This window comes from Prevotella sp. khp1, from assembly GCF_900102205.1.
In the GTDB taxonomy this organism is placed as follows: Bacteria; Bacteroidota; Bacteroidia; order Bacteroidales; family Bacteroidaceae; genus Prevotella; species Prevotella ruminicola.
Map to the genome: position 1 here is coordinate 378,907 of NZ_FNJZ01000003.1, position 12,930 is coordinate 391,836.

A 12,930-nucleotide genomic window follows, 5' to 3' on the forward strand; every position below is an offset into this window, starting at 1 on the left:
ACCAAATAAAAACGATAAAAACTTATCGAAAAACGATGAATTTAACTTTCTGTAACTAAATATTCCCCAAATACACATGCTTGATGCCCTCTTCTTCGGCTATCTGCTTGGCAGCATATAGTGTTTGACGAGGGGTAGGTGGGGTATCTTGCATCTTATAGCGAGGGAAGAATCGGCTGAAGTGCAATGGTGCTTCGGATAAGCCATTTTTTTTCAACCATTTGCACATTTCTTTAATCATCTGCATATCGTCGTTGACGCCTGGAATCACCAGGTTGGTTATCTCTAACCAAACGCCAGCATCACGCATAGCCAGAATGGTGTCGAGTACAGGTTGCAGATGGCCGCCACTCACACGCTGGTATATACTTTCGCTAAACGATTTTAAATCTACGTTGGCGGCATCAAGATAAGGTAGCAGATGGCTCAGTGGTTCCTGGCAAACATAGCCAGCTGAAACCAATATGTTCCAGAGTCCGGCTTCGTGGGCTTTTCGGGCTGTATCAGTGATATATTCTATATAGGTAAGTGGTTCGGTGTAAGTATAAGCTATGCCCGGACAATGGTGCTTTTGGCATAGTGCAACCACTTCGTCAGGTTGAAGTTCATAGTAGTTCACATCTTGTGGTGAAACCTGCGATATCTCGTGATTCTGACAGTTTAAGCAACGGAAGTTACATCCTGTACAAGCTATGGAGAGACATGTAGTGCCTGGATGAAAATGGTAAAGTGGCTTCTTCTCTATCGGATCGATGGCCAGCGAACAAGGCTTGGCATACACCTCGCTCACCAGCGTGCCGCCATGATTCCGTCTACTGTGGCAGATACCCGTTTGGCCATCGCTTATCTTACAGTGATGCGGACATAGTTCGCATTCCACTCGTCCATCCTCCAATCGATGATAATATCTGCACTCCATCAGAAAACTATTGCTTCGTAAACATACAATTCTGCATCGCGCCATCCATCCCAACCTATGCCAGCCTTATCTTGTGCGCAATGCCCTATGAATTCTTCTTTAGTCCAGTTCACCTCATCGGCTACTTGTGGAAGGAAAGTGCCGCTACGATAACCTTTCTTAATATAGATGCCATGATGATGCAATTCAAACTCGTCGATATTCTGTATGCGGCGCATAGGTGTGAGCACAGAAATCTCGATGTCGATATCAGCAAGTTCATCACTGGTAACGGGTATAAATCGTGGGTCTTCGAATGCTGCAGCACGAGCCATCTTGGCCACAATCTCATGTAGAGCAAAATCCTCGCCAAAGTGCCCTATACAACCACGCAATCGTCCATGTTTGTGCAGCGATACAAAGGCTCCGCATTTCGAATTGAGAATGGATGAGCGGATTGGTTGCTGTGCGATAGGCTTACCGTCAAGGGTATCTTTAATGCTTTGAAAAGCGATGTCCTTCAGCGCTTTCTTGTCGTCATCAGAAAGAGCGAAACTTGTGTTGTTACGCAGGATGGCGAACGAATGATAGCCCACCACGCGACTAAGATCGCGATTGTCGATATCGCCAGAGTTCTGATACATCAGGTGCTTAACGTCGTATCTACTATCCATCATCAGCATTAACGTAACGATGGCAAATTCACCGCATGCACTCGTTGCCAGATTGCGTTTGCCGCTATTTGCATTGGCTTCGATGGCGGCAATAAACTCCTCTACATCGCCTGTTTCGATGGCTTTGCCTGTTCTTGCATCCACCTCGTAGGCATCTTGGTACGATGGATAATGCGAAAAATCGCTGCTGATTACAAACAGATTCTCGTCAGTAAAATACGGTTTCAGCACATCGGCCATCCGTTTAAGTTTGTAGTAGTCGTTGGTCGAAATGATGATAGGCACTATTGGGGGCACTTCGCCCAGTTTGCGCTGCAGAAATGGCAGTTGCACCTCCAGACAATGCTCTTGCGCATGAGCCGAACGGTGATAGGCGAAAATGCTATCAGCCTTAGTCAGTTCGATAGCTGTTTCGTGGTCCACTTTTACATTGCCAAGTGGTGTGGCGTAATAGTCGGCCTCGGTGTTTACCGATGCACCATTAAGCCATTCGTGATGGCTGGGACCTAACAAGAAAATGCGTTTGTATTCTTTCTTGGCATCAATCGTCATATAGGCCGATGCTGCCACATTTCCAGAGAAATAGTAGCCAGCATGGGGTACAATGAGTGCTGCCAGATTATCGTAAACCTGACTATTGTGCTGTTTTAGTAGGCTATCCACCTCATTCTCAAGCTCTTCTGCATCGCCCGTGTAAAAGCGGTTGGCCTGTGTGGCTGGTCTTACTTGTCCTAATTTCATGTCGCAAAGATAGCAATAATCTCCATATCATCCTAATATTTTCGCTATTAAATTTGGAACGTCCTACTTTTTTATTTTCTTTTGTCGGTGAACTTGTCTCAGTCTTCTTAAGAGATGACTGCAGTCCTGATACTGAATGACTCGAGTCCTTCCTAAGGAGGACTCGAGTCATTAATAAGGAGGACTGGAACTGGGATTAATCGTTCCAGTTCAGTTTCTCTACATAAGCATCAAACTTTAGCTCTTCGTGGCCGATGGCTTTAAGGGCATCTTCAACTTGCTTGATATCGCTGGGTGAACAGAGTTGGGCACCCTTGCGACGTTCGAAGTAAGGATTACGACCAAACTTGCCCTGCAGTCGATACATAAACGTCTGGTACTCATCGGGTAGCATCTTCTTCTGCATGTTCTTAAAGCCTTTTCCATAAACCTGAGGCTTATCATCGCGATAGTATTCGCAACCTTCGCCAGTTTGGGTTAGCTGTGGATTCAGAATTGTTACTGCTGTCAGGTTGCTAGGCAAGTTCTGCATAGCCAACTGGCGCAAACAGTGGTTAGCCATCTTGCAATCTGCCTTGATGCAATGCAGATAGCAGCCAGGAACTTCATCGTAATTAATCTTGCTCATAAATAGTTTTGTTATTTTGTTTAACCTCTCACTCAAATACACTGAAAGCCGCATCTGTAAAGGAGTTGAGGCTTATGAGAGGTTTGTATAACCTCTCACCATACCTCTCACTCAACCTCTCACTTTTTTCATCGTCATGCTGCATCAACAGGCACCACATTGTAGTATTTTACATGTCCGCGCTCAGTATGCTCAAAGCCCAGATCCTTCATTGCCAATCCCAGATGCACCTTGGTGCTAATGGTCTTTTTAAGCGAAGGATACTCCTTGCTAATCAACTCCAGCATCTGCGTGCAGTTCATTGCTTTTACCTTCTCGCCTTCGTTAGGTTTGCGGAAACATGCCTCAATAATCTCTGTAATGTCCTTTTCGTCGGTATAGTTCTGGTTCAGCTCCTGAATATGTGCCACCTGCTCGTTGGTAAACCAGTAAGGTGCCTTCAACTCGTTCACCTCATACACCAACTGAGCATATAGCTGATCGTAATCAATCTCACCAGCATTGTCGATATACTGCCCATCAGAAATCTCAATACAGATGAATCGACGACTACCTGTTACATCCGACAAGGGATGGGGATTGTTGGTAGTGGCCACGAACGATACATAACGAGGGCGATCCTGCTGCGAACTGCCATAAATAGTACGTCCGTTAACCTTGATTTTCGAGAGCGTCTGCTTCAAGGCCGCCTGCTGACTGGGGCGGATGGCATCCAACTCGTCTAGGTTCACCAACAGGTTGTTAGTCAAGGCCATCTCCTTATCGAACTTGTTTGATAGGTTCAGATGGTCGAGATAATACTCCTGTAGTTCAGGAGGCAGCAAGCGAGCGATGAAAGTTGACTTGCCACAGCCCTGCGAACCAATCAGCGTGGGCACACTCTCGTTGGCGTGCAGCTTATCCTTCTGCAACCAATGCGCCACAGCCGAACGGAACCAGATAACCAGGAAGTCCAACTGCTCGCTGCTAATGCCAGGCAAGCGGCTGAACAGTTTGGCCAGATGATTCTGCCCGTCCCATTTGGGCAGTTGCGATAGAAACTCGCTGATAGGATTGTACACGGGCGTTGCATCCGAGTAGATTACCTCTTGGATATCAGTCTTAGGACTGTTTTTGGTAATCTGCTCCTGCTTAGCTTTGCGAACGATGCTGTTCAGAGCTTCAGGTGTTAGCGTTCGCCAAACAGACTGACTATCAGACTGTTCTGCATTAATGGTTAGATACTCTACCTTACCGTTGAGAATGTTTCGACGGAACTGGTAATTGTCAGTAAGGAACTGCTCAACCGCGAGCGAGTTCTGCAGAGAGGCTCCTAGAGACTCTCCGTTAATTGTCATTTTATTCATAAGTTGTTATCAGTTTATAATTAATAATTTTGTTATGTGCACTTTTCATACTCACGTATGTCTTTGTGTACGGTTTTTGCTATTGCGAGTGCAAAGGTACAAAAATTAAAAAGCGGTTTCAAGTCTTTTGTGTTAAATTTTTGTTAAATTACCCAATTGTTAAAATCGAGTGAGAGGTTGAGTGAGAGGTTCACTCAACCTCTCATGCCTCAACATCCCAGTGTTTATGCCCCTTTCGCCGCATTTGAGTGAGAGGTTGATATCTTGCCATTAAATGTGTGTGTGTTTCTGTAATGTTTCCCATAAAATCAAGTTTTCTGTCTAAAGTTTGGAACTTTCGGCTTTTTTATTTACTTTTGCAAGCGATAAACAATAGATAATATGAGCGAAAGAGACTGTTTGTTGAGTTTTTCCAAAAATCTGTTTTGGGATGTCGATCCATCAGAATTGTCGATGGAGGTTTCTGCTCGTTATATCATTCAACGTGTTTTGGAATACGGGCAGATGAATGATTGGCGTCTCATCAATCGTTATTATGGGCTCGATAAAATAGTAGAGGAGTGCAAGCAGATGCGTACTCTCGACCCTGTATGTCTCTCGTTTATCTGCACTATTTCGCACACTAACCAAGAAGATTACAGATGTTATCATTTCAGACAGTCTTTCCAGACACCTTGGAACTCTTAAAGAAACTAATGCAACAGCCATTACTAAAAGATATGCGTTTAGTAGGTGGTACATCATTAGCTTTGCAGTATGGCCATCGTCGTTCAGTTGATTTGGACTTCTTTGGATCTACAACCGAAGATATTGACGAACTTACCGCTATGATGACTGAGTGTGCAACGGATGTAGAGAAAGGTGGATGCACAAAGGCTATTAAATCATATTTTCTTGATGGTGTTAAGGTGGATGTTGTAAACTATCGCTATGATTGGATAGATGATCCTGTAATCGAAGATGGCATTAGGTTAGCTTCTTCAAAGGATATTGCTGCCATGAAGGTGAATGCTGTAATGGGCAGAGGAACCAAGAAAGACTTTGTTGATGTGTATTTCTTGCTTCAGCATTATTCTTTCGAAGAGCTCATCAAACTCTATTTGCAAAAATATACTGATGGCTCTGAATACAGAGCGTTGTTAAGTATGACATATTTTGCTGATGCCGATCCTCAGCCTATGCCATATATGTTCCAAAAGGTAGATTGGGAAACCATCAAAACGGAAATCAAACGTCAGGTAGAGGAATATAACCGCCAGAAGATTTAAAACGGCGTATATGGGAGTGCTGTAAACAAAGAATTGCATGAAGCCAAATGGTTGGCTGGTAGATACATTAAGATTTTTCCACAAGTTGTGGAAAAATACGTGAATCAACTCATGCTACTTACTATATCGTCTATTCGCGGAATTTGATGGTTTGGGTTTCGTAGTTCATCTCTTCGATGATGGCGAGGGATTCTAAGTGGTAGCCTTCTTCACGAAGTATGCGACCGCCATTTTGGTTGCCCTTTTCTACGGCGATACCAATGCCTGTTATTGTGGCACCTGCCTGGCGGGCGATGTCGATAAGAGCATGCATGGCTTCGCCTTCGGCAAGGAAATCATCTACTATCAGCAGATGGTCGGAAGCAGAGAGATAGGGGGCTGAAACGAACACCATGTTCTGCATCTTATGGGTAAAAGAATAGGCGTGCGACATGTATTTGTCGTCGCTGCTATTGAGTGTCTGGCTCTTCTTAGCAAACACTACGGGCACATCAAGACTGTTGCCAAGCATAGTGGCAATGGCTATGCCGCTGGCTTCGATGGTGAGAATCTTGGTAATCTTGGTGTCTGCAAACCTTCTCTTGAACTCCAGGGTAATAAAACGCATCACGTCCATCTGAATCTGATGATTGAGAAAACTGTCAATCTTCAGAATATTACCAGGTCTGACCTCACACTCTTGAAGGATTTTCTGTTCTAGATAGTTCATAAAAACACAAAAAGCCCCACCTTAGCGGTGAGGCTTAAATTATTATTTTAGTTTGCTGATTCGAATTCTTCGAGGAAGCGGGTGTCGTTCTCAGAGAACATGCGGAGGTCGCTAACACGGTATTTGAGGTTGGTGATACGCTCAACACCCATACCGAAGGCGTAACCGGTGTACTCCTTTGAGTCGATGCCGCAGAGCTCGAGCACGTTAGGATCAACCATACCGCAACCCAGAATCTCTACCCAACCGGTGTGCTTACAGAAGCCGCAGCCCTCACCGCCACAGATGAAGCAAGAGATATCCATCTCGGCACTGGGCTCTGTGAATGGGAAGTATGATGGGCGCAGACGAATCTTGGTGTCGGCACCGAACATCTCCTTAGCGAACGAAAGCAGTACCTGCTTCAGGTCGGTAAACGATACGTTCTTATCGATATACAAACCTTCTACCTGATGGAAGAAGCAGTGTGCACGGGCGGTGATGGCCTCGTTACGATATACACGACCTGGACAGATAACGCGGATAGGAGCAGTAAGCTTGCCGTTCTCGTCGTGCATGTGCTCCATCACGCGAGCCTGAACACTTGATGTGTGCGAACGCAACAGGATATTCTTGGTAACATCGTTGGGATGCTGCGATACAAAGAAGGTATCCTGCATATCGCGTGCGGGGTGATCGGCAGCAAAGTTCATCTTGGTAAAGATGTGGTTATCATCCTCAACCTCAGGACCATCGGCGAGCACAAAGCCCATACGCGAGAAAATATCGATAATCTCGTTGGTTACGATTGTAAGCGGGTGGCGTGTACCCAGCTCAATGGGGTAGGGTGTGCGGGTAAGGTCGAGAGCTTCTTCGCCTCCCTCCTGGGTCTCGCACTCCTCGCGCAGCTGATTGATGCGCTCGGTGGCCAGTGTCTTCAGTTCGTTAATCTTCATGCCGACAGTTTTTTTCTGATCGGCAGCAACCTCGCGGAAATCGTTCATCAGGGCTGTAATCTCACCCTTCTTGCTCAGATATTTCAGTCGGAGCTGCTCAACTTCCTCTGCGTTTTTGGCGCTCAAATTCTGTACTTCTTTCAGAAGTTCGTCTATCTTATCAAGTATCATAAACTATAAAAATTGCAATTTTGCGTGCAAAGGTACTTATTTTTTGGGATAAAAAGAACAAAAGAACAGAAAAAAGTTTGTTCTTGTGTACTTATATCTAAAAAAATGTGTATCTTTGCCGAAATTTTGAGAGAAATAGAAAGATTAGGGTACTACATTAAGTAGATGAAAAGGTTTTTTATCGCGATTTTCGCAACGGTACTGATGATGTTCTCATGCACAGGGAACAAAGCCAATCAGACAGAAGAAGTGCCAGCCGATAGTGTGGCTGACTCTATTGACACCACGGATGTTGACTCGATGGAGATGCTGATTACAGAAACTCCAATGCCAAGAGCTGCTGATGCCATGTTCGACGATTTCTTGTTTAACTTCCTGGCTAACAAGAAGCTGCAGAAGGAACGCATTGTTTTCCCACTCAGAGTGACCGAAAACGGCAAGACGACCACAGTTGAAAAGGACAAATGGAAGATGGAACACCTGTTTATGCGTCAGGGGTACTATACCTTATTATTTAACGACGACAAGCAGATGCAGCTGATGAAGGATACGGCCGTGAGCGAGGCTGTAGTAGAAAAAATTCTGCTTTCGAAGAATCAGGTAAAGAACTACGTGTTCCAGCGCATCAAAGGTGCATGGTTGCTGCTCGAAATCAGAGTTACACCACTGCAGGCTGATGCTAACTCATCGTTCCTGAGTTTTTATCGCCGATTTGTAACGGATAGTGCTTTCCAGGTAAAGAGCCTGAGCGAGACGGTGGATTTTGTTGGTCCAGATCCCGACGACGACTTTAACATGATGGAAGGTGTGATTACACCTGATACATGGGAGGCTTTTGCACCAACTCTGCCTCATAAGACCCTGTACAACATTATTTATGGTAAGCCACAGCCAGAGGGTAAACAGAAGATTTATCTGCTGCGGGGGGTAGCTAACGGACTCGAAATGGAGTTGCGCTTTAGAAAAGAAGGTGGCAAATGGCTGCTGAAGAAGTTGATGACGTAAGTTTAGTTGAGAGTTGAAAGTTGATAGTTGAAAGTGAGAATAGAGAAGGATTATAGTCTGAAGCAACATAACACATTTGGTATTGAGGCTAAGTGTGCACAGTTTGTGGAGTACAGCACTGAGGCCGAAGCCAAGGAGGTGGCCGAGTTGCTTCGCACCACGCGCGTACCTTATATTATAATAGGTGGTGGCAGTAATCTGCTGTTAACTCGCGATTACGAGGGTGTCGTGGTTCACTCTGCCTGCAAGGGTATTGAGCGCCATGGCAACCGCTTGGTGTGTGGTAGCGGTGAGGTGTTCGACGATGTAGTGGCCCAGAGTATTGAGAGGGGACTTTATGGCGCCGAGAACCTGTCGCTGATTCCTGGCGATGTGGGTGCGAGTGCCGTTCAGAATATCGGTGCTTATGGTGCTGAGGCTAAGGACTTGATTCGTAGCATTCGTGCTGTTGAGATTGCCACAGGAAATGTGTGCGTGATTGAGAATGCAGAGTGCGAATATGGTTATCGTCAGAGCAAGTTTAAGCACGATTGGAAAAATCAATACCTGATACTGAGCGTAGAGTACGAATTTGCAGCTACGTTCGAGCCCCGATTGGACTATGGTAATATACGTGCCGAGCTGGAGAAGGAGGGCATCAGCCTGCCTACTGCCCAGCAGTTACGCAATACGATTATCCGCATACGTGAGGCCAAGTTGCCCGATCCCAAGGTGTTGGGCAATGCAGGCAGCTTTTTTATGAACCCCATTGTGGATCGCCAGAGATACGAGGCGTTAGCTGCCCAGTACGAAGGTATGCCGCATTACGATATCGATGCCGAAAATGTTAAGATACCCGCAGGTTGGATGATCGACCAGTGTGGATGGAAAGGTAAATCGATGGGTAGGGCAGGTGTACACGACAAGCAGGCTTTGGTGCTGGTAAATCGTGGTGGCGCAACAGGTCAGGAAGTGGTGGCACTTTGCCAGCAGATTCAGGCCGACGTGAAGCAGAAATTTGGTATCGATATCTATCCGGAGGTGAACGTGATATGAAACTAACGTTTTTAGGCACAGGAACCTCGTGTGGTGTACCCGTTATCGGGTGCCAGTGTAAGGTGTGTAAAAGTACCGATCCTAAGGATAAGCGTACACGTTGTTCGGCATTGGTTGAAACAGATAATACGCGTATATTGATAGATTGCGGACCTGATTTTCGTGCGCAGATATTGCCACAGCCATTCCGCAAGATTGATGGTATACTGATTACCCACTCGCATTACGACCATATGGGAGGTATGGATGATATCCGTCCGTATTGTCAGTTTGGCGCTATCAATGTGTATGCCGATAAGCTGGCCAAGCAGTCGATGCTGGAGATGCTGCCTTATTGCTTTGCAGAGAACCGCTATCCGGGTGTGCCCGCCATCGGACTTCATGAAATCGAACCTCATGTGCCTTTGCAGATTGGCGATCTGGAAGTGCTGCCTATCCAGGTGATGCATGGTAAGTTGCCTATCCTTGGATATAAGATTGGTAAGCTGACGTATATCACGGATATGAAGACCATTGATGATGGCGAGCTGACATATCTGGAAGGTACTGAGTTGCTGGTGGTTAATGCCCTGCGTTTCGATAAGCCGCACCACTCGCACCAGCTGATGGACGATGCCATTGCTTTTGCCCGTAAGGTGGGAGCCAAGCAAACGCTAATCATCCACGTATGCCACGATGTGGGTTTGCACGAAGAGGTAAATAAACTGCTGCCAGAGGGTATTGATCTGGCTTACGATGGACAAGAAATATATCTGTAATTATGTAAAATATGCTGTTGGTTTCTTTAAAATAAGTTAATTAATAATCATATTTTAGGGGAATTTTTTGCAGGTGTCGAAAATAGTCGTATCTTTGCACCGTGTGTTTTTCATAGTATTAGATTTAAGGTTAACAAAGGTTAGGGTCACAGCGGTGACCCTTTTTTTATATCCATCTTCTGCGTTTGCCCTTATCTTTGCCAAACAGCGAGCTGTAGCCTTTCATGAGTTTGCGTACCAGCAGAATAGCATCTACAGCCATAAAACCATTGCTTACCAAGCTGGCAATATAGTCGCCCTTCGACACCTCGTCGCGCTTCAGGAATGTCTGGTTCCAAAGCGACGAAACCTTGTCCTTATCTTTCTGGATTTCGTCAAGCAAAGCATCCTTGCGCTCGCGAATCTCTTCGAGCGTGCAAAAATCGGTGGTTGTTTTCTTGTTGTACGGCATAGTGCTTATTTACTGAGTAGCAAACCTGCCAAGAACCTAACCAGAGGTTTCTCGATCCAAGGTTTGCGGAAGATGATAAATAGAATGAATAGCAGCAGATAGAGTAGCGATATGATGAGGAAAGCCAGAGTTGTACCAGTATATGTTGCCAACCAGAAGGCGAGGGCAAACGACAGGTAGGTAAGGCAAGCCGCTATCACCAGTATAAACACGATAGCCAAGGCGGCAGCCGTAACCAGACGTACCACCTTGTCTATCATATCGAGCTTAACGTATTCCGTTTGTAGCCCGAGATAGTGTTTCAGCACCTCTATCAGCTGTGCTATATTCTCAACGTTCTTATCGCTTGACAGCATGGGTTACTCCTCCTCGGTTGCTGCGTCCTGAATGTCGTCAACGAGATCAACTACCTCTTTACGGCTCAGTTTGATGTTGTGCTTCTTCAGGAAGTCCTCTACAGCATCAGTGATACGAACGCGAGTGTCCTGTCCCTTTTCGGGGGCTACCAGAATACCAAGAGCTGCGCCAGCAATGGCACCGCCAAGAAATGCGCTAATGTAACCTAAACTTTTCATAATCTTACTGCTTTTAAAATTAATACTTAATACTTAGACTATTTGTCTGCAAATATACGAAAGTTTTCGGTTGTTATGCAAAAATCAGCCAATTTTTTAATAAAAAAGTTGTGTTTTGCCCGATTTAACAAACTTTATGTGGTGTTTTGGCTCGCTTTTGCGCAATAATTAGTAATTTCGCACACAAAAATAGAATCAAATAAGTAATTAAAAAATAAAAATTAGGAAAAATGAAGAAGTACACTGTATTATGCGCAGGTTTGTGCATGGCATTGGCAATGACAAGTTGTAAGACTAACGAGAGTGCCTATAAGAAGGCTTACGAGAAGGCTAAGCAGTACGATACAGCTCAGCAGCAGGCTGCTCCTGTTGTTGAAACAGCCCCCGTTGTAGCTCCTGTAGAGGCTAAGCCAGCTACTGAGACTCAGGTAGTAGACAATCTCGACAACGTATCAGTACGCCAGGAGAGTGTATCGCTGATTAGTGGTAGTGGTTTGAAAGCATTCAGCGTAGTTGTTGGCTCGTTTGGTGTTCGCGCCAATGCCGAGGGCTTGATGCAGCGCCTGAAGAATGCTGGTTACGATGCCCAGGTGGTTAAGAACGATGATAAGAATATGTATCGCGTAATCGCCTCTACCTTCTCTGATAAGGCTGCAGCAGCTGCTAGCCGCGATCAGATTCGTGCGTCATATCCCGATGCTTGGTTGCTGTATAACGCTCGTTAATTAGCAACATTGGCTCGAATATTATCTATAGATTACGGTAAGAAACGTACCGGACTGGCAGTCACCGATCCTCTACAGATTATAGCTGGAGGATTGGCGACTGTTGCTACGTCAGAACTCTTCGACTACCTGAAGGCTTATATTGCCCGCGAGCAGGTAGAGATGATAGTGATTGGCGAACCACGTCAGCCTAATGGCGAACCTAGTGAGAACCTGGCACGTGTGCAGCAGTTTGTGAACCGTTGGCGCAAGGCTGTGCCCGAAGTTCCTATCCAGTATTACGACGAGCGTTTTACCTCGGTGCTGGCCCATCAGGCCATGCTGGATGGTGGATTGAAGAAAAAGGCTCGACAGAACAAGGGATTGGTAGATGAAATCTCGGCTACCATCATTCTCGAAGATTTTATGCGTTCAAAAAAATAATTATAAATTATTGATTTTCAATTAGAATGATATTACCTATTTATATATTTGGTCAGCCTGTGCTTCGTAAGGTGGCCGAAGATATTACACCCGATTATCCTCAGTTGAAGGATTTGATTGGTGATATGTGGGAGACACTCGCTGAGTCGGAAGGTATCGGCCTGGCTGCTCCTCAGATTGGTAAGCCCATCCGCTTGGTTGTGATCGACCTGGATGTGCTTTCGGATGATCTGCCTGAGTACAAAGGCTTTAAGCAGGTGTTTATCAATGCTCATATCGTAGAGTACGATGAGAGTAATACCGATGTGTCGGAAGAGGGTTGTCTGTCAATCCCTGCTATCCACGAGAAGGTTACACGTCCTACCCGTATCCACGTAGAGTGGGATGACGAGAACTTTGAGCACCACGACGAGTGGGTTGAGGGGTATCTGGCTCGTGTTATGCAGCATGAGTTCGACCACCTCGACGGTAAGATGTTTGTCGACCGTATCTCGCCACTCCGCAAGCAGCTCATTAAAAGCAAGTTGCGTGCTTTGACACAGGGTCGTTTCCGTTGTGGTTACAAGACCAAAGTGGCCAGAAAATAAA

17 protein-coding genes are annotated in these 12,930 nt (G+C 45.6%); 8 read left to right on the forward strand and 9 right to left on the reverse strand.

Translation table 11 applies throughout. The annotated features are described in order from the left end of the window. Nucleotides 1-55 precede the first annotated feature (55 nt). From amrS to BLR73_RS10735, 4 genes are all read right to left on the reverse strand, one after another. Nucleotides 56-919: an AmmeMemoRadiSam system radical SAM enzyme gene (gene amrS / locus BLR73_RS10720; protein ID WP_091861898.1), complete on the reverse strand. Its 864-nt coding sequence runs from the start codon at nt 917-919 to the stop codon at nt 56-58. Continuing rightward, complete coding sequence (gene amrB, locus BLR73_RS10725; RefSeq protein ID WP_091861901.1) at nt 919-2,313, reverse strand: AmmeMemoRadiSam system protein B; 1,395 nt, start codon at nt 2,311-2,313, stop codon at nt 919-921. Before amrB ends, amrS begins: the two co-directional genes overlap by 1 nt. A 196-nt stretch (nt 2,314-2,509) precedes the next feature. Beyond that, nucleotides 2,510-2,941 (reverse strand): DUF6078 family protein, encoded by a 432-nt coding sequence (locus tag BLR73_RS10730; RefSeq protein WP_091861904.1) that lies wholly within the window; start codon nt 2,939-2,941, stop codon nt 2,510-2,512. A gap of 134 nt (nt 2,942-3,075) precedes the next feature. Then, nucleotides 3,076-4,287 (reverse strand): VapE domain-containing protein, encoded by a 1,212-nt coding sequence (locus BLR73_RS10735; protein WP_091861907.1) that lies wholly within the window; start codon nt 4,285-4,287, stop codon nt 3,076-3,078. 504 nt (nt 4,288-4,791) lie between these two features. Here BLR73_RS10735 and BLR73_RS14780 point away from each other — a divergent pair. After that, the gene (locus BLR73_RS14780) at nt 4,792-4,974 is read left to right on the forward strand and encodes a hypothetical protein (RefSeq protein ID WP_338063376.1); all 183 of its coding nucleotides are present in this window, start codon (nt 4,792-4,794) and stop codon (nt 4,972-4,974) included. An 8-nt stretch (nt 4,975-4,982) separates the two neighbouring features. Then, the gene (locus BLR73_RS10745; RefSeq protein WP_369821148.1) at nt 4,983-5,555 is read left to right on the forward strand and encodes a nucleotidyl transferase AbiEii/AbiGii toxin family protein; all 573 of its coding nucleotides are present in this window, start codon (nt 4,983-4,985) and stop codon (nt 5,553-5,555) included. A 130-nt stretch (nt 5,556-5,685) separates the two neighbouring features. On the opposite strand, the gene BLR73_RS10750 is transcribed toward BLR73_RS10745, so the two are convergent. Both BLR73_RS10750 and pheS read right to left on the reverse strand, forming a co-directional pair. After that, nucleotides 5,686-6,264 carry a xanthine phosphoribosyltransferase gene (locus BLR73_RS10750; protein WP_091861913.1) on the reverse strand — a complete coding sequence of 193 codons (579 nt, stop codon included), beginning with the start codon at nt 6,262-6,264 and terminating at the stop codon, nt 5,686-5,688. Nucleotides 6,265-6,311: 47 nt separating this feature from the next. After that, on the reverse strand, nt 6,312-7,370 hold the full coding sequence (pheS, locus tag BLR73_RS10755; RefSeq protein WP_013064371.1) for a phenylalanine--tRNA ligase subunit alpha: 1,059 nt from the start codon (nt 7,368-7,370) through the stop codon (nt 6,312-6,314). Between the two features lie 165 nt (nt 7,371-7,535). On the opposite strand from pheS, the gene BLR73_RS10760 reads away from it, so the two are divergent. The 3 genes from BLR73_RS10760 to BLR73_RS10770 are packed head-to-tail and all read left to right on the forward strand — an operon-like array spanning nt 7,536 to nt 10,168. Beyond that, nucleotides 7,536-8,375 (forward strand): DUF4348 domain-containing protein, encoded by an 840-nt coding sequence (locus BLR73_RS10760; RefSeq protein WP_091861915.1) that lies wholly within the window; start codon nt 7,536-7,538, stop codon nt 8,373-8,375. A gap of 33 nt (nt 8,376-8,408) precedes the next feature. After that, nucleotides 8,409-9,410, forward strand: a complete 1,002-nt coding sequence (murB, locus tag BLR73_RS10765) for a UDP-N-acetylmuramate dehydrogenase (protein ID WP_091862033.1) — start codon at nt 8,409-8,411, stop codon at nt 9,408-9,410. Beyond that, the gene (locus BLR73_RS10770; RefSeq protein WP_033151249.1) at nt 9,407-10,168 is read left to right on the forward strand and encodes an MBL fold metallo-hydrolase; all 762 of its coding nucleotides are present in this window, start codon (nt 9,407-9,409) and stop codon (nt 10,166-10,168) included. Before murB ends, BLR73_RS10770 begins: the two co-directional genes overlap by 4 nt. A 166-nt stretch (nt 10,169-10,334) precedes the next feature. Here BLR73_RS10770 and BLR73_RS10775 read toward each other — a convergent pair whose 3' ends face one another. From BLR73_RS10775 to BLR73_RS10785, 3 genes are read right to left on the reverse strand one after another with little or no spacing between them, the layout of a single operon-like run. Then, on the reverse strand, nt 10,335-10,619 hold the full coding sequence (locus BLR73_RS10775) for a hypothetical protein (RefSeq protein ID WP_013063440.1): 285 nt from the start codon (nt 10,617-10,619) through the stop codon (nt 10,335-10,337). A gap of 5 nt (nt 10,620-10,624) precedes the next feature. Next, nucleotides 10,625-10,975: a phage holin family protein gene (locus tag BLR73_RS10780; RefSeq protein ID WP_091861918.1), complete on the reverse strand. Its 351-nt coding sequence runs from the start codon at nt 10,973-10,975 to the stop codon at nt 10,625-10,627. Between the two features lie 3 nt (nt 10,976-10,978). Further along, nucleotides 10,979-11,194, reverse strand: coding sequence for a YtxH domain-containing protein (locus BLR73_RS10785; protein ID WP_028907568.1), 216 nt, complete (start codon nt 11,192-11,194; stop codon nt 10,979-10,981). A gap of 230 nt (nt 11,195-11,424) precedes the next feature. On the opposite strand from BLR73_RS10785, the gene BLR73_RS10790 reads away from it, so the two are divergent. Genes BLR73_RS10790 through def form a run of 3 tightly spaced genes read left to right on the forward strand, consistent with a single transcriptional unit; the run spans nt 11,425 to nt 12,929 of the window. Further along, complete coding sequence (locus BLR73_RS10790) at nt 11,425-11,919, forward strand: SPOR domain-containing protein (RefSeq protein ID WP_033151250.1); 495 nt, start codon at nt 11,425-11,427, stop codon at nt 11,917-11,919. 9 nt (nt 11,920-11,928) lie between these two features. Further along, complete coding sequence (gene ruvX, locus BLR73_RS10795; RefSeq protein ID WP_028907570.1) at nt 11,929-12,342, forward strand: Holliday junction resolvase RuvX; 414 nt, start codon at nt 11,929-11,931, stop codon at nt 12,340-12,342. A gap of 26 nt (nt 12,343-12,368) precedes the next feature. Next, a complete protein-coding gene (def, locus tag BLR73_RS10800) occupies nt 12,369-12,929 on the forward strand; it encodes a peptide deformylase (protein ID WP_013064617.1) in 561 nt (186 codons plus the stop codon). The last annotated feature ends 1 nt before the right edge of the window (nt 12,930 follow it).

Excerpts from the sequence above, each read along its gene's own strand:
- amrS (WP_091861898.1), bottom strand. The coding sequence starts at position 919 with ATGGAGTGCAGATATTATCATCGATTGGAGGATGGACGAGTGGAATGC.
- amrB (WP_091861901.1), bottom strand. The coding sequence starts at position 2,313 with ATGAAATTAGGACAAGTAAGACCAGCCACACAGGCCAACCGCTTTTAC.
- BLR73_RS10730 (WP_091861904.1), bottom strand. The coding sequence starts at position 2,941 with ATGAGCAAGATTAATTACGATGAAGTTCCTGGCTGCTATCTGCATTGC.
- BLR73_RS10735 (WP_091861907.1), bottom strand. The coding sequence starts at position 4,287 with ATGAATAAAATGACAATTAACGGAGAGTCTCTAGGAGCCTCTCTGCAG.
- BLR73_RS14780 (WP_338063376.1), top strand. The coding sequence starts at position 4,792 with ATGAATGATTGGCGTCTCATCAATCGTTATTATGGGCTCGATAAAATA.
- BLR73_RS10745 (WP_369821148.1), top strand. The coding sequence starts at position 4,983 with ATGCAACAGCCATTACTAAAAGATATGCGTTTAGTAGGTGGTACATCA.
- BLR73_RS10750 (WP_091861913.1), bottom strand. The coding sequence starts at position 6,264 with ATGAACTATCTAGAACAGAAAATCCTTCAAGAGTGTGAGGTCAGACCT.
- pheS (WP_013064371.1), bottom strand. The coding sequence starts at position 7,370 with ATGATACTTGATAAGATAGACGAACTTCTGAAAGAAGTACAGAATTTG.
- BLR73_RS10760 (WP_091861915.1), top strand. The coding sequence starts at position 7,536 with ATGAAAAGGTTTTTTATCGCGATTTTCGCAACGGTACTGATGATGTTC.
- BLR73_RS10770 (WP_033151249.1), top strand. The coding sequence starts at position 9,407 with ATGAAACTAACGTTTTTAGGCACAGGAACCTCGTGTGGTGTACCCGTT.
- BLR73_RS10775 (WP_013063440.1), bottom strand. The coding sequence starts at position 10,619 with ATGCCGTACAACAAGAAAACAACCACCGATTTTTGCACGCTCGAAGAG.
- BLR73_RS10780 (WP_091861918.1), bottom strand. The coding sequence starts at position 10,975 with ATGCTGTCAAGCGATAAGAACGTTGAGAATATAGCACAGCTGATAGAG.
- BLR73_RS10785 (WP_028907568.1), bottom strand. The coding sequence starts at position 11,194 with ATGAAAAGTTTAGGTTACATTAGCGCATTTCTTGGCGGTGCCATTGCT.
- BLR73_RS10790 (WP_033151250.1), top strand. The coding sequence starts at position 11,425 with ATGAAGAAGTACACTGTATTATGCGCAGGTTTGTGCATGGCATTGGCA.
- def (WP_013064617.1), top strand. The coding sequence starts at position 12,369 with ATGATATTACCTATTTATATATTTGGTCAGCCTGTGCTTCGTAAGGTG.